The sequence below is a fragment of the Limnobacter sp. MED105 genome, from assembly GCF_000170915.1.
In the GTDB taxonomy this organism is placed as follows: domain Bacteria; phylum Pseudomonadota; class Gammaproteobacteria; order Burkholderiales; family Burkholderiaceae_B; genus Limnobacter.
This window is the reverse complement of the sequence record NZ_ABCT01000010.1, coordinates 81,276-100,159: the sequence shown is the minus strand read 5'-3', so window position 1 is coordinate 100,159 and position 18,884 is coordinate 81,276. Positions and strand designations below refer to the sequence as shown.

Annotated in this window: 18 protein-coding genes; 6 read left to right on the top strand and 12 right to left on the bottom strand. The window is 52.6% G+C overall.

What is annotated here, in order from left to right; all coding sequences use genetic code 11:
* Positions 1–6: 6 nt before the first annotated feature.
* The 6 genes from LMED105_RS10490 to LMED105_RS10465 are packed head-to-tail and all read right to left on the bottom strand — an operon-like array spanning position 7 to position 7,088.
* Positions 7–1,074, bottom strand: coding sequence for an MBL fold metallo-hydrolase (locus LMED105_RS10490; RefSeq protein WP_008251020.1), 1,068 nt, complete (start codon positions 1,072–1,074; stop codon positions 7–9).
* Positions 1,071–3,407, bottom strand: coding sequence for a DUF3604 domain-containing protein (locus LMED105_RS10485; protein ID WP_008251019.1), 2,337 nt, complete (start codon positions 3,405–3,407; stop codon positions 1,071–1,073). The genes LMED105_RS10490 and LMED105_RS10485 overlap by 4 nt, the downstream gene beginning before the upstream one ends.
* The gene (locus LMED105_RS16365) at positions 3,400–4,404 is read right to left on the bottom strand and encodes a HupE/UreJ family protein (RefSeq protein WP_008251017.1); all 1,005 of its coding nucleotides are present in this window, start codon (positions 4,402–4,404) and stop codon (positions 3,400–3,402) included. The genes LMED105_RS10485 and LMED105_RS16365 overlap by 8 nt, the downstream gene beginning before the upstream one ends.
* A complete protein-coding gene (locus tag LMED105_RS16360; protein WP_008251015.1) occupies positions 4,401–5,204 on the bottom strand; it encodes a peptidyl-prolyl cis-trans isomerase in 804 nt (267 codons plus the stop codon). Before LMED105_RS16360 ends, LMED105_RS16365 begins: the two co-directional genes overlap by 4 nt.
* Positions 5,205–5,211: 7 nt before the next feature.
* Positions 5,212–5,961, bottom strand: a complete 750-nt coding sequence (locus LMED105_RS10470; protein WP_008251013.1) for an SDR family oxidoreductase — start codon at positions 5,959–5,961, stop codon at positions 5,212–5,214.
* Entirely contained in the window at positions 5,958–7,088 is a 1,131-nt protein-coding gene (locus tag LMED105_RS10465) for a glutathione S-transferase family protein (protein WP_008251011.1), read from the bottom strand. The genes LMED105_RS10470 and LMED105_RS10465 overlap by 4 nt, the downstream gene beginning before the upstream one ends.
* A gap of 115 nt (positions 7,089–7,203) precedes the next feature.
* On the opposite strand from LMED105_RS10465, the gene LMED105_RS16355 reads away from it, so the two are divergent.
* Positions 7,204–7,797 carry a TetR/AcrR family transcriptional regulator gene (locus tag LMED105_RS16355; protein WP_008251009.1) on the top strand — a complete coding sequence of 198 codons (594 nt, stop codon included), beginning with the start codon at positions 7,204–7,206 and terminating at the stop codon, positions 7,795–7,797.
* Positions 7,798–7,816: 19 nt separating this feature from the next.
* On the opposite strand, the gene LMED105_RS10455 is transcribed toward LMED105_RS16355, so the two are convergent.
* Complete coding sequence (locus LMED105_RS10455) at positions 7,817–8,383, bottom strand: TetR/AcrR family transcriptional regulator (RefSeq protein ID WP_008251007.1); 567 nt, start codon at positions 8,381–8,383, stop codon at positions 7,817–7,819.
* A complete protein-coding gene (locus LMED105_RS10450; protein ID WP_008251006.1) occupies positions 8,377–9,465 on the bottom strand; it encodes a glutathione S-transferase family protein in 1,089 nt (362 codons plus the stop codon). Before LMED105_RS10450 ends, LMED105_RS10455 begins: the two co-directional genes overlap by 7 nt.
* Positions 9,466–9,574: 109 nt before the next feature.
* Between LMED105_RS10450 and LMED105_RS10445 the strand changes: the two genes are divergently transcribed.
* The 3 genes from LMED105_RS10445 to LMED105_RS10435 all read left to right on the top strand — a co-directional run bounded on the left by LMED105_RS10445 (position 9,575) and on the right by LMED105_RS10435 (position 13,583).
* A complete protein-coding gene (locus LMED105_RS10445; protein ID WP_008251005.1) occupies positions 9,575–12,004 on the top strand; it encodes an arylsulfatase in 2,430 nt (809 codons plus the stop codon).
* Positions 11,997–12,836, top strand: a complete 840-nt coding sequence (locus LMED105_RS10440; protein ID WP_040513206.1) for a formylglycine-generating enzyme family protein — start codon at positions 11,997–11,999, stop codon at positions 12,834–12,836. The genes LMED105_RS10445 and LMED105_RS10440 overlap by 8 nt, the downstream gene beginning before the upstream one ends.
* 63 nt (positions 12,837–12,899) lie before the next feature.
* Positions 12,900–13,583 carry a tellurite resistance TerB family protein gene (locus LMED105_RS10435; RefSeq protein WP_008251003.1) on the top strand — a complete coding sequence of 228 codons (684 nt, stop codon included), beginning with the start codon at positions 12,900–12,902 and terminating at the stop codon, positions 13,581–13,583.
* A gap of 45 nt (positions 13,584–13,628) precedes the next feature.
* Here the strand turns inward: LMED105_RS10435 and LMED105_RS10430 are convergent, their stop codons facing one another.
* The 4 genes from LMED105_RS10430 to LMED105_RS10415 all read right to left on the bottom strand — a co-directional run bounded on the left by LMED105_RS10430 (position 13,629) and on the right by LMED105_RS10415 (position 17,032).
* Positions 13,629–13,985 carry an outer membrane protein transport protein gene (locus LMED105_RS10430; protein WP_083797169.1) on the bottom strand — a complete coding sequence of 119 codons (357 nt, stop codon included), beginning with the start codon at positions 13,983–13,985 and terminating at the stop codon, positions 13,629–13,631.
* A 116-nt stretch (positions 13,986–14,101) separates the two neighbouring features.
* Positions 14,102–15,037, bottom strand: coding sequence for an OmpP1/FadL family transporter (locus tag LMED105_RS10425; protein ID WP_008251001.1), 936 nt, complete (start codon positions 15,035–15,037; stop codon positions 14,102–14,104).
* A 244-nt stretch (positions 15,038–15,281) separates the two neighbouring features.
* On the bottom strand, positions 15,282–16,112 hold the full coding sequence (locus LMED105_RS10420; protein WP_040513204.1) for a metal-dependent hydrolase: 831 nt from the start codon (positions 16,110–16,112) through the stop codon (positions 15,282–15,284).
* Between the two features lie 110 nt (positions 16,113–16,222).
* Positions 16,223–17,032 carry a PaaX family transcriptional regulator C-terminal domain-containing protein gene (locus tag LMED105_RS10415; RefSeq protein WP_008250997.1) on the bottom strand — a complete coding sequence of 270 codons (810 nt, stop codon included), beginning with the start codon at positions 17,030–17,032 and terminating at the stop codon, positions 16,223–16,225.
* Between the two features lie 154 nt (positions 17,033–17,186).
* Between LMED105_RS10415 and LMED105_RS10410 the strand changes: the two genes are divergently transcribed.
* Both LMED105_RS10410 and LMED105_RS10405 read left to right on the top strand, forming a co-directional pair.
* On the top strand, positions 17,187–18,098 hold the full coding sequence (locus LMED105_RS10410; RefSeq protein ID WP_008250995.1) for an alpha/beta hydrolase: 912 nt from the start codon (positions 17,187–17,189) through the stop codon (positions 18,096–18,098).
* The gene (locus tag LMED105_RS10405) at positions 18,095–18,874 is read left to right on the top strand and encodes an SDR family oxidoreductase (RefSeq protein WP_008250994.1); all 780 of its coding nucleotides are present in this window, start codon (positions 18,095–18,097) and stop codon (positions 18,872–18,874) included. The genes LMED105_RS10410 and LMED105_RS10405 overlap by 4 nt, the downstream gene beginning before the upstream one ends.
* Positions 18,875–18,884: the final 10 nt, after the last annotated feature.

The following is an 18,884-nucleotide window of genomic DNA, read 5'->3' as shown; positions in this document are numbered from 1 at the left end:
AAAGTTTTATCGGCGACCGTAAATCACTTCTTTGCTGCCAGCGGGCAGGCTGATGAAATCGCCGTCTTCCCCAATGCGGAAGGGCCCTTGGAATACATCGGGCGCCTTGCCCAGAAAGATTTCCTTCAGGGGTGGCAAGGGCAATGGCGGCACAATGTGGCTCAGCACGACATGGCCAACCTCGGCTTCCTGCGCCAGCACAGCTACATCCAGTGGGCTTGCATGGTAGTTGGGAATGTCGGAGAAGATTTTGGCGAGCTTGCTTCGCTGGTTTTTGATGGCAGTGTCTTGCAAACGGGCCACCAGTTCGGGGCTTAGTGCTTCATGTACCAACAGGTCAGCCTTGCGGGCCGCGTTTTTCACTTGTTCGTCACTGGTGGTGTCGCCACTAAGAACCACGGTTCGGCCTTTGTAGGCAATTCGATAACCCACCGCCGGGTTAATGGGTTGGTGGTTCACCGCAAAGGCTTCAATCAGCAAATCAGGCTGTTGAAGCACGGTGGTGGTACTGCCTTTTTGTACCGTGAACTCATTCACGTCGGCACCGGCCAGTTCAGGGGGCATGGTTGCAGCGCCGTGGTGTGCCGTGCGGTAGCCATTGTCGGCTTCGTAGGCCATCTTGAAGCCATTCAATACATTGGACACGCCGGTGGGGCCATGTACGGTCAATCGTTGCCCTTCAGTGTGCTGCGCCCAGCGGGTCATTAGCACTTCGCCAAGGCCGTCAATGTGGTCGGAATGAAGGTGGGTGATGAACACACCTTTGAGCTGGCCTGTTGAAAAATTCATGTTGGCAATCTGTTTGGCGGCGGCGCTGCCAGCATCGAACAAAAACATGTCTTTGCCTGCAATCACCAAGGTGCAAGGGGCTGCGCGCTGTGGGTCGGGGAAGGGTGAGCCAGTGCCGCACAAACCCACATGCAAACCATCGCTTAAACCATCCAGCGGGTTCTTCATGCGTTCTGTGGCTACTTTTTCAACCAGTGTCAGGGCAATATTGCTGCGTTGAACATAGGCGATGGATGCACCAACAGCCATCAAGGCAAGGGATGCAATCAGCAGTTTTTTGATCATGGCGTAGAACCTTGTAATTTGCCTTCAACCCAAATGGGCGAACTCCAGGCGCGTTCCTGTTGGGTAATGAATCGGAAGTCACCGCGGAAATTCCCAGGCTCACCCTCAATGCGACAACAACCTTCGTAACCGGCAAAACCACTTTGCGCGGAGAACAATCCGTTGCCTGGTTGCAGTGCTTCGCATTGCACACCTTTGGCTGTACACATTTTCGTGGTCCAGCGACATGAGTTGTTTTCCAGTGCGCGGGCGTAATAACTGGCACCAGTGCTCGCGTTGTATTGGGTGTCATGAAACACCGCACACATTTGCTCAGGGCCTTGCTGCTGAATGCTGCAATCAGAATTGGGCTGTGGTGCGTTGGAATTTTCGGCCAGCTTTAAAACCTGTTGTTTCAAGTCGCCTTTTGAATCAGCCCAGGTTTTGATCAACTCCAGCCGCTGCAGGGGCACGCCTGCTTCTTCACCGCCGGGGTCTTGAATGGCATAGGCCACAATGTAGGGGCCGCTACCTTGGACATTGAGCGTGCCCCCCATGGGAACGCCGTCTACCAAACCTTCTTCAATCGGGCTTGCACCCGAGGCCAGCTGTTCACAAATATTGGTGGGGAAGGGCCTGCTGGATGCGAGCGTGCGGATGCGCATGCGCGAGCCCGAGGTGGCAAATGTTTCGCGCCGCTTCAAGGCAGCAAAAATTTCCTTGCGCGTATTTTCACGGGCCCACACACCGGCCAAGCCGCCAGGCGTGAAATTCGAGGCCACCGGGTTGAATACGCGCTCTTCGCAGTTGTTGGGGTCTGCCGCTGATTCGGTGCTGAATGGCAATTTGAAACCAGTGATGGAATCCGTGGGCAATGGTCGCTGTTTGCATTCCCAGTTGCCCAAGGCTTCGTTGGGTTCGTCGTCCAGTACACCGCCGTGGCCAGAATTTTTGGCAAATTTTGTTTTGTCTGTGTTGCCTGCAATGCCGTTGTGCGTGTCGCTTGAGCCAATGAAACCGTATTGATAAGGGTTCACGCCCAGTTTGCGTTGAATGGCACTGCCTTCAGGTAGCACATTGCGTGCGTAATCCAATGGAGTTGTGCAGTCGGCCGGAGTTGAACCACCAATATCACTGCCTGTACATTCGCTGGCAGCATGAATGCTTTTTCCGGTGCCTTGCAGGCGGTTAACCTGGCAAAACAAGGGGTCATTGGGTTTGCCCTTGCAAACCTTGGCGCATTCGGCAGGGTCATCTGAATTGCCTTTGCACAGGGTTTTCCATTCTTCAAAGCCGCAGCCCGATTCCTCGCCGCCGGTTAAGCCTTTGTTGAATCCGGTGATGCATTCACTGGCGCCTTTGTGTTGAACAATTTCAAACAGGCGATCGAAGGTGTTGCGCAACGTGGCATCGGCTGCAGTCAGTGTGGCATTATTTCTGGCCAGTGGCAGGCCAGTATCGGCCTGGCGTGCACGAGCAAAGCGACCATCGCTTTGATTGGTGCTGTGGGGAATGGTGACCACGTCACAGCCTTCCACATCAAGGCATTCGGTTTTCAGGCGATCAAACAAGCCCCACTCGTCGTTGGTGTTGTCGGTGGTCGGAATGGGCGGAATTGAACTGATGACATCGCCGGGAACTTGGGTGCCTTCGAAAATGACATTGCGGTGCAGAACTTGCCCACCTTTGTTGGATGAAAACTCATAGCCATTGAAGGTGGTGAATTTGCAGGGCTGGTTCTCTGCATTGGCCACGGCTTGTATTTCTTCCCAGGTTCGCGTGCTGGGTATGCGGCTACCCGCGCTGGTGACCAGTTGCAGGTAAAGGGGCACATTTCCTGTAATGAACACCGATACGTTGTCACGAATCACTTGCCCCAATACCGCACAGGCCGGGTTGGTGCCCGCTGGAAGGTTGCCTTGTAGTTCGCAAATATTGGAGAAGGTGCCCAGTTGTTCGGCATGTTCAGTGACTGCCGCGAAATCGAGAGGGCGGCCAATGTTGATTTGCCGCATGGGTGTGTCAGGGTCTTCACCGGAGGGCAAAAAGGCGTTTTCGCCTTTGGCGAACTGATAAGCCTCGCGAGGGCCATTGATTGAATTGAAAAAGTAGGCGTCAAAAGAAAGTTTGGTGTGAATGTGCAAATCACCAAAGAAGGCCTGCTTGCGCACGCTACTGCCCAAGCATTCCACATCGTCCGGGCGTTCAGCCGGGCTTACTGTAGTGGGTGTATTGGTTTGGGCAACAGTTGTGTCGCTGGAATTCAGGCAGGCCGAAAGGCTCAGCACAAAAATGGTTGAAATTAATAGGCGTGCTGGCATTAATTTGCGCACCACCGTGCTGTGTTCATACATAGCTGTGAATCCTCTCAAGCGTCCAGTACAGTGCGGCGCCGCCGATGCAAAGGGTTAGGGCATATTGGGCGAAGCGTGTGTAATTGGGCAAGTGGGTTTTTTCGAGTAGTGTGAATGCCGTGGCCAGCACCGTGACGATCCACAATTGGCCAATTTCTATGCCCAGATTAAACAGTAGCAGCGTGCTTAGCAGTGCATCTTGAGGAAACCCACGTTCTTCCATCGACAGGGCAAAACCCGAGCCATGCAAAAGACCAAAAGCGGCGATCAATAACAGATGGGACCAGTTCGACGGTTGAGCCGGTTCTTCTCGAACCAGCTCCCAGGCAAGCCACAATACGCTGAGTGCAATCCACGCTTCAATGGCGCGTGTGGGTACTGCAATCCAGCCCAACACCAACAAGGCCAGAGTCAGGCTGTGCCCGACCGTGAACAGGGTGAACTGCCCGACCAATTGTTTTACGTTCTGTTTTCGTTTTCTCCAAAGCAGGTAAAGTCCGGCCACAAATAGCACATGGTCCAAACCAAACACAATGTGTTCAATTCCGATGCTGAGGTATTCGAGTGGAGGTGTTATTGGGGCTTTTGTGTCCAATGAAATAGTGAACTCTTTGGGCGTAAGCACTGCGTGAATTCGGTCACCTTGCTGTGGGCTTGCAAGAACGATCAGATCGGGTGCAAGCCGGGTAAATCCGCTCACTGAAATTTGGTGCTCAGTCAGTGCACCGCTGCAAAAAAAACTGCCGCGCTGAATCAGTTCCGTGTTGCCTTCCCACTCGGTGCTGACATCGCGTAACTCGCACGCCGGTTCAAACTGAAAGTCGATCGGAGGTATCTGGTCATCTGATCCCACGGTGCGTTTGAACACAAACTGGCCAGTGCCTTGGGTGCTCTCGTGAACAATCAAGGCCGAGGTGCCCATTTCGTGTGCATGGCCTGTGATGCCAGCGCTTAGCAGGCCCATACCCAGCAAGCAAGCGACTGCCCAGGGTTTCATGGGGCTTCCTTGATGGTGTAGGTGGCACGCAGGGCAGCCAGGCCGGCATCGTTTACAGCTTCCCGCTGGGCTGCGATCAAGTCGGATCGAAGTTGACTGCCTGCTTCTTCAAGCGTCATGGTACGCCCCGCATTTTTCTGGCTCACTTTGAAAAGATGAACGCCAAGCGGTGATTGCACGGGGGGTGACCACTCATCAAGGGGCAAATCGAAAATTGTTGCGCTGGTGATTACACCAAATTCTTTTGCAATTCTTTCACGGCTCAGTAATTCAGAATCTGTTTGCAGGGGAAACGGGTCAGATGTAACCTTTTGGCCCGCAAGCAAATCGTCGCGTGCAATGCCTGCGTGATAAAACGCTTCATCGCCGCGTTTGCCGCGACTGAAAAAATGATGATCAAACACAATTGTTTGTTCAGTTTGATAGCGTTGCGCGTTTTGACCCAACCAGGTCTGGAGTTGAGCTTCAGTGGGTGGTGCAATTGGGGTCATGTCCTCGAGCAGAAAGCGCATTTTTTGCACCACACGACGCTTTACAATCAAATCGTCTTTTTCCAAACCAAGTTTCAAGCCTTCCCGGTAAAGAATCTCCTCATCAATGTAGGTGGCCATTGCTTGCTCAAAACTTGCAGAACTGTTCGCCTGCGTACCCGCCTGTAGAACCTGTTCGCGCACAAAGGCACGCTGTGCCTCGGTCACCACCAACTCATTGCTGGCAGCTTGCTCGCCGCTGTGCCATTCAAGCACGCCGATCAGCGTAGCTACCGCAATGAATCCAAGAACGGAGTAAGAAGGTTTCATGGCCTGTTCATTTCATGTAACGCCACACACCCGTGGGCATGTTGGCCAACAAAGGCTTCAAGAGTTTCCAAGGGTAACCTGGCACCACACCGACGCTGCGGCGTTTTTCAATGTGATTGGCCATTTCCCGGGCAGCCTGTTCTGCCGATACCAGAAATGGAAACTTGTCCATGTCATCCACGATTTCAGTTTTTACAAAACCAGGAAGAATTTTGGTGAAATCGATTCTGTACTTTTTCAATTCAATGGCTGCGGCATCCAGGTACATGGACAGCCCAGCCTTGGTGGCGCAATAGGCTGCCTGCTTTGGAATGGGGGTGAGTGAGGCCAGCGATGAAATGCCCACTACATGACCGCCACCTGCCTGTTTGAACCATTCCACAGCAGCATTGATGGTGGCAATGGCACCCAGCAAATTGGTTTGCATCAATCCCAATTCATCGTTTAACTGGCCCTTGCCTACACCGGTTAACTTGTTCACACCGGCGTTTACAATGACCACATCAACCCGGTTCAAATGACTGAACACCGTATGCAATGCAGGCCCAACGGCATTGGTGTTGTTGACATCCAGTTCAATGATTTCGACTTGTAAATTCTGACAGCCAGGCAGCAGGGCGATCTCGGCGCGAAGTGCTTCCAGTTTGTCCAGTCGGCGTGCAGCCAGGCCAAGGTTGTAACCGCGCTGTGCAAATTCAAGGGCCAAGGCTTTCCCAATGCCCGATGAGGCCCCAGTAATAACGACTGTTTTGTTCAAGCTGCTTTCTCCATGTGTCGTGGTGGCAATGCGATCACCGCCACTGTCAATGCCCGGCGCTCTACGCGGGGCAGGTTAAGATTCAATAGGTGTTCGGCATTGTGTTGTTTCAGCCAGGTGCGCACTTCATGTTTGTCGCTGTCGGCCATGCTGGTATAACTATCTAGGGCGCGCTGCATCATCCAGATCATGTAGGGGAGAGCGCCACGTTTGAAGGGTTTTCCGCCCATGGTCGTAGTGACTTCACCGATGCGGCGGGGCAGCCGCTGATTCAATCCGTTTTGCTGGGCATATTGGGTGGCCAATTCGCCAACCTGTTCCACCATCGGTATGAATTCTTCAAATATCGATTTGAAAACCGGATTCAATGTTTCAGGAATCTGATCGTTGCCCAGCAGGTTTTGTGTGGCGTACCCAGCCGGGTTTTTCATCCGCTCCAGCCAGGCATTCAAATGTATTCGAGGTTCGATCAATTCGCGTTTGGGCCATGGGTCGCGGCCAAGGTGGCCATACATGGTGCCGACCAAACCAAAGTCGCCCAGGCTTGGCCGTGCACCCAACAAGAACGGAAAATGTTCAAAATGTCGGTTCAAGGCATCGAGCATTTGCACGGTCCATTCATTCATGGTGTTGTATTGCTCGGGCACTATTCCAACAAAAGGCAACATACCGCGCAGCATTTTTGCTGGTCGCTGTGCAGCCTTGTTTTGTAGAAAACGCGGTGCCCAAGGCAGCAAGGCTTTGCCGGCATCGTGTTCAAACAAGGCGAAGTTTTCCGGGTAATTCCAGCGTGTGTGCATGGCGATAGGTACCCACCATTCATCACCCCAAGCCTCGAGAAGCATGGAGGCGAATTCTTGTACGGGCGTATTGGGGGTCACCGGGTTTTTGTGGTGCAGCGACTCGATGTAGTCAATGATCTCGCTGGTGTCCTGTATCCATTCACCTGAGGGTGTTTTCAACACCGGCATGACTGCCGCACCGGTTTTCCTCTTGATGGTTCGGGTGAGGGTAAACAGGTTGACTGCTTTGAGCACATGGTCAACTTGTTTGTAGCGCAAATAGCAAAGTGCCTTGCCTGTGAAATAGGACAAGTGCCAGCCATACAAAGTGTAGGTGTGTCTCATTTGACCCTTGGTTGCGGGTTTCTAATAATTGATTAAAACATTAATATTTACACTGTGTCAATTTGTTTGGATGTGTGGCACACTGTAGTCAGTTTCAACCTTGCAGCTTATTTGAATGAACACACGCGCAACCCAGGAAAAAAGACCTTACCTTGGTAAGGACGATCGCCGAAAGTCGCTGCTGAATGCAGCCGCTGAGCTGGTCGAAGAAGCAGGTTGGGGCGTGTTGAACATGAGTGCATTGGCTGACCGTGCCGGTGTAAGCCGACAGTTGGTGTATCAACATTTTCCGAACCTTGAAAGTTTGCTGGGGGCTACTGCATGGGCTATTTTTACGGACACCATGCAAGGCACGGCACTGGCGATTACCAACAACCCAGATGACATCAAACAGGCCATCCGTGCGGCTGTGTTTGTGTCTTTGGATATGCCTGTGGGCAAAGGCGATGCACTGTGGCAATTAATCGCGGGTTCGGGTTTGAATTCGCCTGAACTGGACACCATTCGGTTGGGCATTCGTGGGGTCATTTTGAAGCTTTGGGTGCCTGCCATTCGAAAGGCCAAAGGGCTGGATGAGGCCGCAGCCACCGGCCTTGTATGGATGGTTATTCTCTCATTCTGGGGTATTCGCCAGTTGATTCGCGATGCTGTGGTTTCACGCGACCAAGGCATTGCACAATTTGATGCCTTGCTTGATCGCCTGATTTGATTGAACGTCTAGCCAATTGTTATTTCAATAGTTGCTCAACGCTGCGCTGGAGAACTTTCTTGGCTGCCTTCACGCTGAGTTTTTGATCTCGTCGAAGTCGCAACCATGTTTCGATGCTCAGTACCAAATCAAATGCCTCAAACAAGGCTTTGTCTTTCACAATTTCATTGGGTAAAAAAGCCTTGAGCAAGTAACGTTGCAATTCGACGGTACCGGCCTGTCTGTTTCGCAAATATTCGGATTCATGCAGGTGCACCAGGCTTGCAGCCTGAAGCGGAGCCAGCTTTTCAAACATGTCGGCGCGACGTTCAATCGCATGCATCAGTTTTTCTTGCAGGTTATTGCCCACCACCGGGGTGGCCAATACGGGGGCAACAATGGCATCCACTTCACTGGTCATTTCCCTGTAAAGCGTTTCCATGTCTTTAAAATGCCTGAACACGGTTCGCAGGCCTACGCCCGCGCGTGCTGAAACCATTTCTGCTGTGGGCGCCGGGTGGCCTTCCCGTATTAACTCAATGAGTGCCTGAACAATCTGTTTTTTGTTGGCTTGTCCGCGTGTGGTGCGGCCGTCTACTTTCACCATGTTCTACTTGTCATTGTTGTGGGTGTTGTTATGGGCAAGCCCTTGATTCTTGCCTCTACAGGGCATGTTACAGGTTTGCTCAAGGCTGTGCCCAGTTCGGGAAAACACGTGTTTATCTCTTGTTGGCTTGAGTACGGTAGTGCCTGGTAGCGCGTTTTTAAACGTTGATAGCGCCAGGCACGGTAACGTTGCGTGGGTATTTTGAACTGAACCCCTTTGCTGTCGAATTCAAATTTCCGAGTGCCTTGCTCAATGGCCTGTTCATTGGCTTGCATATAGGGTAAAAATTCTTCACACACAATGTTCAGCAAGGGGGTTAACTCGCCGGGCCACTGCGCTGCAAATGGTGCGTTGTTGTAGTCGGCCAGTGTTGTATTCCACAGGCGTGCAACCCATTCATGCACAGCCGGGGCACGCGTACGCATCATTCTCGCTGGCGTGGGGTCGCAAAAGAAATGCCTGAACATGCTGCCGTATAGGCCGTAGTCGGCCAGTGTAGGGCGTTGACCAAGAAGAAACGGTTGTTTTTTAAGCACCAACTCAAGCGCATCCAGTGTTTCAAGATAGTGTGCTTCAATCCGCTTGGCGGTGGTTTTACGTACACCGTCAAGCCACAAGAAATGTAGCCGTTGTCGGTTTAATATTGCCCAGCGCCGCATGAAGAAAGGCAGTGGTACATCTCGCATCATGCCGTCTGCCAAGCGGTGGCTCATCAACCTTGCGTCTTGCGCATGGGCCCAGCGGTAATACAGGGCAGGGCGCCAAAGCCATTCGTCACCGAAATCTTCCAACAGCTGTGCAATAAATCGAAGTGTGGCGTGTTCCGGCATCACCGATGTTTCTGGTTTCAAGGTTTCCAGAAACTCAATGATCAAGGTGGTGTCGCTCAACCATTGCCCGTTGATCCACTCCACTTGGGGCATCTGTGCCACGCCAGTGGCCTTGCCGCAGCGTTTGAAATCAGCGGTGTCCATTTCAATCAGTTCATAGGGAATTTGCTTGCCACGCAAGTAGCCTTCAAGCTTTCCGGTGAAGTATGAAAGATCCAGACCATGAACCTTCAAAACTTTAGGCATTGCCATGTGCTCGACTCCTTGAGATTCGAATTTCTTTTGTATATAGTGACACAAATAGTGTCACTAGTTAAGCAATAGAAAAATCAGACACATTCAATTCAAATAGGGGACAAACATGGCGCAGCAAAGTGACGATCAGCATGACCACGACAATCCAGAAGACTTGTCTCCAAAACGTTTGAAACGACGTGCTTTTCTCTCAGGCCTCGCCGTGGGCGCAGCCACAGTGGGCGTGGCTGCCACCGGTGCACACGTAGCCAATACCAAAGCACGCGCCCTGATGACACCCAAAGCATTGCCAGAAGGTGAGGCAGCGCAGGTGGCCCTGTCATTTCAGGATTCTCGCCCAGCCACTGCCAGCAAAACAAAGGCCAAAGACGGCGCGCCCAATGTGGTGGTTATTTTGTTGGACGATTGCGGTTTTTCCGATTTGGGTTGCTACGGCAGTGAAATAAAAACCCCAGCCATCGATACCTTGGCAAAAACCGGTTTGCAGTACACCAACTTTCGCACCTGTTCCATGTGTTCACCCACACGAGCCTCGTTTCTCACGGGTTTGAATCATCATTCCGCGGGCATGGGTTGGCTTGCTGATATCGACGCGGGTTACCCCGGCTATCGTGGCGATTTAACCCACGAGGCAGCCACCTTGGCTGAAATACTGCAGGGTGCTGGTTGGTCTACTTTTCTCAGTGGCAAGTGGCACCTGAACAACGCACACACCACCGGGGCCAATGGCCCCTACGACAACTGGCCCACACAACGCGGTTTCGACCGTGCCTACTGGTTTCAGGGGCATTCCACCGATTACTTCAAACCTTCCGAGTTGTTTGACGGGATTGCGCCTGTCGAGCCGCCAGACACCCCCGACTATTTCGTGTGCGATGACCTGACCGACCGCGCCATCACCTACATTCGCACCCAGCAAGCGCTGGAGCCGGGTAAACCGTTTTATCTTCACTTGGCTTTTCCAGGCCCCCATTCGCCTTTGCAGGCCCGGTCCCGTGAACGGGATGCTTACAAAGGTCGGTACGACAAAGGTTGGGACACCGTGCGTGCCGAGCGCCTTGCGCGACAAAAAGCGATGGGTATCATGCCCGATACCGTTGAATTGCCGCCGCTTTCCTTTGGTTCAGACAGCTGGGACAAGTTACCTGAGGCGCACAAAAAAATTACGGCGCGCTACATGGAAGTGTATGCAGGTTTGATGAGCAATATGGACTCCAACATTGCCCGCTTGTTGCAAAGCCTCGATGAGCTGGGTGTGCGCGACAACACCATTGTTGTTCTTTTTTCTGACAATGGCGGATCACCTGAGGGCACACCCACCGGCACGCCCAATGTGTTCGCACCTGCATTTGGTCGTCCGATTCCAGTAGAAGAAGCCGCACAGTTGTACGATGTGCTGGGCGAGGAGGGCACCTTTCCCCATTACCCCATGGGTTGGGCCAGTGCATCGAACACGCCATTCAAAATGTACAAACAGTATGCACACCTTGGAGGTGTAGCCGACCCCTTGATTATGAGCTGGCCCAAGGGCATTGCAGCACAGGGCGAATTGCGCAACAACTTTGTGCACGTGGTGGATTTGTTCCCCACCTTGTTGGAAGCCACCGGTGTTGAACGCCCCGCTGTGTATAAAGGTCAGCCTCAAAAGCCGATTGAAGGGCAAAGTGTGTTGCCCACCTTCAGCAAGGCTGACAGTCCTACGCGAAGTGAGCAGTACTTTGAGCTGGGGGGACACCGCGCTTACATGGAGAACAATTGGCGTGCAGTGGCGCGCCACACGCGTGGCAAACCTTTCGAGGACGATGTGTGGGAACTCTACGATTTGAGCAAAGATCCCGCCGAAGGCACAGACCTCGCGACCCAATTCCCAGAGGTTGTGGAGCGCCTGAAAAGCAAATGGTTACAGGCCGCGCAACAGTACAATGTGTTGCCTCTCGATGATCGCAATTTGGTACTTCGTTTGGTTCAGGACAGGCAAGAGAAAGGCTTGCGGGCACGTTGGGATTTTTATCCACCTGTTGAGCGTTTGGCACGCGACGTGGCACCCATTGTGTGTGGTTTGTCGCACACCATTGAGCTGGAATGTGAACGCAGCAAGGCTGCGGGCGATGGCGTATTGCTGGCCCAAGGCGCCAAATATGCAGGTTGGGTGCTTTACATTCAAAATGGCAAACTGTGTTATGAACAAAGCCTGGTCCCTTATGTCGAGAGAATGGAATCAAGCGACGTGTTGCCCGAAGGCAAATTGAAAATCAGGTATCAGCAGCGCATGACTGGCCGCCCATTTGATGGGGAAGGTGCTTTGTTTGTGAATGGTCAGCAAGTGGCCAAGCACACTTTCAAGCGCGTTTTATTTTCAACCAGCTACGATGGCTTCACGGTAGGTGCTGATTTAGGTAACCAGGTATCGACCCGCTACAAAGGCCCCAATCCTTTTCAGGGCAAGTTGGGCAAGGTGACAATTGATGTAGACACCAGTAAAGTCAATCCGGTTGAAATGCTGCGCTTTTTGAGCCAAATGGGATTGAATGTCTAGACTCTGCAACATGCTCTCGGGTGGCGAGTTTCGAATGGGATCGAATCGCCATTATCCCGAAGAGCGTCCTGAGCGCACTGAGAGTGTGGCCGAATTCGCAATCGATGTTTTTCCCGTGCGCAACTCAGATTTCGCCGAATTTGTAGAGGCGACGCAGTATATGACTGCTGCCGAGCGCACGGGTCATTCCCATGTGTTTCAAATGACCCAAGGCCCAGTGCCTTTGAACAATCCCGATCAATGGTGGAAAGCAGTGCAGGGCGCTTGCTGGTACAACCCACGCCCAGGTACTGAGCTGCCCGGTGATTTTAGCGAACACCCTGTGGTGCATGTGGCTCTTGAAGATGCCAAAGCTTATGCTGCGTGGGCAGGTGGGCGCTTGCCCACAGAAGCCGAATGGGAATTTGCCGCACGCGGCGGCCCGCACTATGCGCAATTTGCCTGGGGGGACGAATTTGCACCCAATGGTCAACGCATGGCGCAGGTTTGGCAAGGTGCGTTTCCCTGGTATTACGCCCCCGGTGGATTACCGGGTACTGTGGCTGTGGGCCAGTTTCCGGCCAATGGTTATGGTTTGTACGACATGATCGGCAATGTGTGGGAATGGACGCAGTCGACCTTTGCTGCTCCTGCCCTCGACAAGCCGGCCGGTTGTTGTTCGTGCAGCCCGCAGCAAGACTCCAACACCTTGTTTACCCTGAAGGGTGGCTCACACCTGTGTGCTGCAGAATATTGTCTGCGTTATCGGCCTGCCGCTCGCATTGGCATTGCCGGGGCCAGCAGCACCTCCCACCTTGGTTTTCGTTGTGCTTACAACACCTCACCCAAGTAAGCAGGGAATCTTTTTTAATCGCCGCAGTCCATTCAGTTCAAGAACAAAAAACTGGAGCTGTGTGTGAATTCGAAAAGTCTGATTGATCAACTCTTGAAAGCGGGTACTGGCATGTTGCAAAGTGGTGGCAAGGCCACTGGCAATATGCAAATGAAAGATGTGTTGGTCGGCGCTGGTGGCGGTGCTGCCGCCACAGCAGCCTTGGGCATGTTGTTGGGCAACAAGCGCCACAAAAAAATGGCAGGCAAGGTGATTACCTATGGTGGTTTGGCGGCCTTGGGCGTGCTGGCTTATAAAGCTTATGGCAATTGGCAACAGCAACAAGGCAATATTGCCGCCACACGCGAACCGCAAACCGTGGACCGTTTGCCAGAACCACAAGTAGAGCAGCACAGCCAAGCTATTTTGCGGGCCTTGATTGGCGCCGCAAAAGCCGATGGTCATATTGATGCCAAAGAGCGCCAATTGATTGACGGTGAAATTGCAAAACTTACCAGCGATCCTCAATTGCAGCGCTGGTTCGATCAAGAAATGAACAAGCCGCTGGACCCTCTGGAAATTGCGGGTTATGCAACTACTCCTGAGTTGGCCGCCGAGATGTTTCTGGCCAGCGTGTTGGTGGTGGACGAGGAAAGTTTTATGGAGCGAAGCTACCTGCAAGAACTGGCCAAGCAGTTGCGGCTGGACCCTACACTGGAAGTAGAGCTGCGTGCACAAGTTGAGCAGGCGAAAAAAACGGTCGCCTAAAGCGACCGTTCCAAGTTACTGCCTCAAGGGTGTTTTTATCAACACTTAAAACTTTTGAATCAAGCTGAACGATACGAAGTCAGCGTCGAGGTCTGCAATACCTTTGAACTCACCGCCTGACACTTCAACCGGTGTAACTTGATCGTTGTTACCAACCACGCTTGCATCAACATCGATAATGCCGTACGCCACGGAAAGCGTGGTGTCACGGCTGGGCGTGAAGCTGGCTCCTATGCCGTAGAAGCGGCGATCGTTGTCAGGCAAAATTGGAATGCGCAGGTCGTCACCCACCACACCGTTTTCCATGCCATAACCTGCATGCAAAGTCAGGCGTTTGTAGGCTTTGTAGTTCAAGCCAACCCGGTAAGCATGTGCCGCTTTGAAGTTTGTGGACGTCCTCAATCACTCGGCCGTGCACCCGCTCATAGCGCAGAAAGTCTCTGTGTATCCTGATAGGTGTAGTGGCATCAGTCCAGTTCGGCTGTATGGGAACAGCGAGATGCGGACTCGTCGGGAAATCACGCTTGGCGAGCTGTGTGTGAAGCAATCGCCAGCCGCTGTGACGTCACACCCAGAATCGGGCCTCCCACGCCAATGAGGGGCTGTCGCCAAAAGTTGCGGAAAGCAGCTGTGTCCGCATTTTCGTTGATCGTCAGTTCGCCCTGGTTGCCGTTGAACCGGGTTTTGGGGCGATAAGACGCACCAATTCTTGTCCGATCTGTGGGTTCCCACAGCAGGCCAGCCTGCGCATTGAAAGCCCAACCAAAAATCCGCAACTTGCCGTCGGTTTCGCCCGGGATGGGGGGGGCTTGTCCCAATGTGTTCAAGCCGTCGAGCAGAGCGGTTGTTCCGGGTGGCCCCAGCTTGCTCACGGCATCGCGGAAATTTACACGCAGTTTGATCGACTGAAAATAGCGTTCATAAGAACCGTTTGCACCAATCGATAAGGTAGGGGTTAGCTTGTAGCCAAAGCCAAGGTTCAAACGCGTTACCTTCAAATCACTTTCACGACCAGAACCACGGCCAGGATAGTCTTCGCGATAACGGGTCAACAAACCATGAGAACCCGATGCGCTGAAACCCACCACCAGCTTGGGGCTGACCGGAATGGCCACGAATAAACCGGGAATGAACAGGGCTGAGTCGTAGCCGTCTTTTCTAGAGAAAAACTCACCAGCGGAGCCTTCACGCCCGTCATCGGTGGGGGGACCGTCGTTGTTTTGGGTTGAGGTGTAATCGTTGTCGAAGGTGGCAATACTGGCCACGTTCAATACCTCGATGCGCTTGAAACGCGTCAGCGCAGCCGGATTAAAAAAGATCACCGACGCATCCGAGGCTTCAGCGGCCTGGCCTGCGCCGGCCGTGGCAATGCCCATCGTGCTTTGATTGTCGTTGGCTGTACCGCCAGCAAATGCTTGCTGGCTAAGCGAAAACGCCGTGATTGAAAACGCCACGGCACAGGCTCTCCGAAGAGAGCTTTGCTGCAAAAACACCATTGGTCTGTCTCCTGGCTCCGACGTGCCGGGTCGCTGTGCGCCTGGCTTCGAGTGTCGTGAGTTTTGTGCTGGTTGTTTTTAAAATTTTACGGGGTCTGCTCACTGAATAATACTTGAGTAAAGACCCTATGTTTACAACGATTAACTTTGATACTGACGGAAATGTAACTCAGATTCAATCAATCGTTCAAATTTTTTTTTATTAAACCAGCGAGAGCCTTTCCTTCCAGAGTTTCATGGGCGCATCCATATTGGCCTGCATGGGGTGAAAGCCCGGTTTGTAGAATTTCAACAAATCGGGAATCATCTTTCGGAATAGCCCTTTGCGACCGAAATACAGATCGGTGAATTTCAACCAGGATTTCAAGTTGTAAAGCTCGCCGTCCTGTTTCATGCAGCTCAGCATGGCGGCCAGCACCACTGGGCCAATCCCAATCGAGACAATCGTCATGGCCACTGCGCGCTGCGCATAGGTGCCACCCACTGCTTTGTGCGTGTCAAAGGCCACGGCGCGGTGCTCGCTTTCTTCCATGGCATGCCAATAAATCAGGTTTTTAAGGGTTGGGTCGACAATCATGTGGTGAAAGTCTTTGTCTTTCATAATGTGTTCAGCGATCACGGCAGTGTAGTGTTCAACCGCGCTGGTACCTGCCAGGCGTGCTTTTACCGACAGTAAGCTGTTTAGCCGTTTGCGGGCCCAGCGTGTGCGGGCATCCCAGCCATTCACATTGATGCCTTGGCGTTTCAGCTCGGCATTGGCCTCAAGATGTTCTTTGCCGTGCATGGCTTCCTGGCCAATAAAGGCGCTGATTTCCCTCAACAGGGCTTCGTCTTTCACCCATTTTTTTGCATCCCTTACCGAGTCAACAAAAAATTGCTCACCTTCAGGAAAATAGGCTTGAAACGCCGTCCACACGTGGCTGCTGGCTGGGTCGTTATTGACAAAGTGTCGGTTGAAGTCGGAGAAATCGAAATCCATTCGGCGTACCGGAAAGCTCGAACCTTTCTGGTGAATAGAAACGGGTGTGCGCATAACGACCTCCACAGAGTCTTGTGCATCATTACCATCAATGACGTTGACAGTTGCTGATGTAATATTACAGATGTGGAATTAAAAGTAAAGCAGTGTAATGAAATGCTTTTCTAGATCACTTCCTCGTCTTTCAATATACGCAGTTGCAACTCGCGCCACACCCGTGTGCCTGTCTCATCGAAGCGCAGCACGCTTTCAAAGAATTGTTGCCGTGCAGCAGCGTTAATCCACTCTGCAGGAAGCAGGGGGTCTCGGCGCACTTCATAAATGGCCTGACTACCCACCAGGTAGGCGTCCCTTGCAGCCTTTTCCAGTTTCATGCGTGAATAACCTTGCATCCAGTCGTTCAACTTTTTGGTGTGGCTTAAGTAAAGCCTCTCAAGTTTTCGAATCTCCCACAGTTTTTGAATTTGACTGGTTTGCGCAAGGCTGGATGGCTTCATTTCAAAGGTGAGTACGTTTTTCTCGACCCCTTGCGCCGTCAGTTTTTCCTGAATGCCTGTCAGGCCTAGTTTTAAATTGGCCGGGCGTAAAAACAGGCCTTGTTCAAATTCCCGAAAGCCCAACAGTGCCAGCGCTTTCTCGCGAAGCAGCAACTGCTTGCGATTGCTGCGCCCAAGGTGGGCAGTGAACACGGCGTAAAAGCTTCCATCCCATGCGCATGTGGCGGTGAGCCTGTTGCTCCATCGCTGAATATCCTGCCCGGTAAACGCCGCTTGTTTGCCCAGCGTGTAAATACCACGGCCAGCAGATTTTAATTGGCCTTCAGCAACCAGGCGGGCCATGGCCACGCGTGCACTGTTTTCCGACACACCAAACAGGCTGCAAGCCAGTACGATGTGGGCAGCTTTCACTTGGCGACCTTTGCCCGCCAACATCAAGCCGAGAATTAATTGTTTTGGGGAAGCGTTTGTTTTCACGGGATTTTTTAATAAATTGGAAGTAATAGTCTAACTTGTTGCAGGGTGGGGTGGTGGGTTGGTGCTGCGGCCTGCTGCAAATTCGCTATATTGAAGAAAATAACAAAAACAGCGTAAATTGCATTGCGCTGTAACATTCGGAGACCCTGCACTCATGAACCCGATTCAGTTTGTGGCCGAGAAAGCTGTTCGTGCAACGTTGCGCAGCACGTTCAAGGCGCCCGGCAAACTTCCCATTCCGCTCAGTTGGTTGGCGGCCACCATGAATGCCGGCGCACCCTTGTTCAAGGTTCGACCCGATGCCCGTGTGGAGTATCTAGAACTGGGTACCTGTATGTGTGCCTTGGTTCGCCCGGCCAATGCGCACACCGACCAGGTGTTGTTGCACATGCATGGCGGCGCTTTTTTTGCAGGCTCGCTTGAAACCCATTTGCCCTTGGCCAGCGAACTTGCAGTGCGCTGCAATGCACGCGTGTTTCTGATTGATTACCGATTGGCACCGCAAGACCCCTACCCAGCGGCTCTTGAAGACGGCATGGCTGCCTATCAGGCTCTGCTGGATCTCGATGTGAAGCCGAAAGACATGACCTTGGTCGGAGACTCGGCAGGCGCAGCACATATTTTGTCCATGGCCATTTATGCGCGCAATGAAGGTCTTCCTTTGCCTGCCGGCCTGGTGATGATTTCCCCCTTTGTGGACATGACATTGTCTGCCGCTTCCATTCAATCAAAAGCCAAGGCCGACCCCATGTTGAGTGTGGTGCCTTTGCAGCGCGGTGTGCAGGCTTATTGTGGCGAAGTGCTGCCAACTGATCCCAAGGTTTCCCCAGTGTTTGCCGATCTTGAAGACCTGCCGCCCATGTTGATCCAAGTAGGCAGTGATGAAATTTTGCTGGACGACGCTTTATTGCTCGAGCAACGCGCCAAATCCGCTGGAGTGCAAGTAAGCTGCACTGTGCATGAAGGCATGTGGCACAACTTTCAAATGTTCAATGCCTTTGTGGAGAAAGCCGACAAAGCCTTGTGGGCAATCGCCGATTTTGTAAGAAGAGGGGAACAGGAATGAAACAATGGGCATTGGTCACTGGTGCATCGTCGGGTATCGGTTTGCATTTGGCGGAGTGTTTTGCAAAAGATGGAATTTCACTGGTGCTGAGTGCGCGCAATGAGGCCAAGCTGGCCGAGCTGGCGGCGGACTACATGGGCAAATACAAGGTCGATGTGATGGTGATTGGGTCGGATCTCTCCAAGCCCAATGCGGCCAGCGAGCTGGTGACCAAAGTAAAAGCGCACGGCATCGAACTCAGTTACCTGGTCAACAACGCGGGTGTGGGTACATATGGGCTGTTTAAAGACACGCCAGTCGAAGACACCACCAGCATGCTGCGTTTGAACATGGAAGCACTCACCGTGTTGTGCAGCGGCTTTATGCCCGATTTGTTGAACAGACGTGGAAAAATTTTAAACGTGGCTTCAACCGCAGCATTTCAACCTGGCCCCTACATGGCGGCCTACTATGCCACCAAAGCCTATGTGCTCAGTTTCAGTGAGGCCTTGGCTGAAGAGTTGGCAGACAGCGGTGTTGCAGTGTGTACCCTGTGCCCAGGCCCGACTGCATCGGGGTTTCAGGCTGAAGCGAATATGCAGAAGTCGGCGTTGGTGCAAGGCAAACGAATGCCCAGTTCAGAAGATGTTGCAGTGAAGGGTTATGCCGCGATGAAGCGCAATCAGCGTGTTTACATTCACGGTGCCTTGAACTGGACGATGGCTCAAAGCATTCGCTTCACGCCTCGCAGCTGGGCCACCAAGGTGGTGAAATTTATTTCCAAGCCGGTGGTGTAACCGTTGCTCA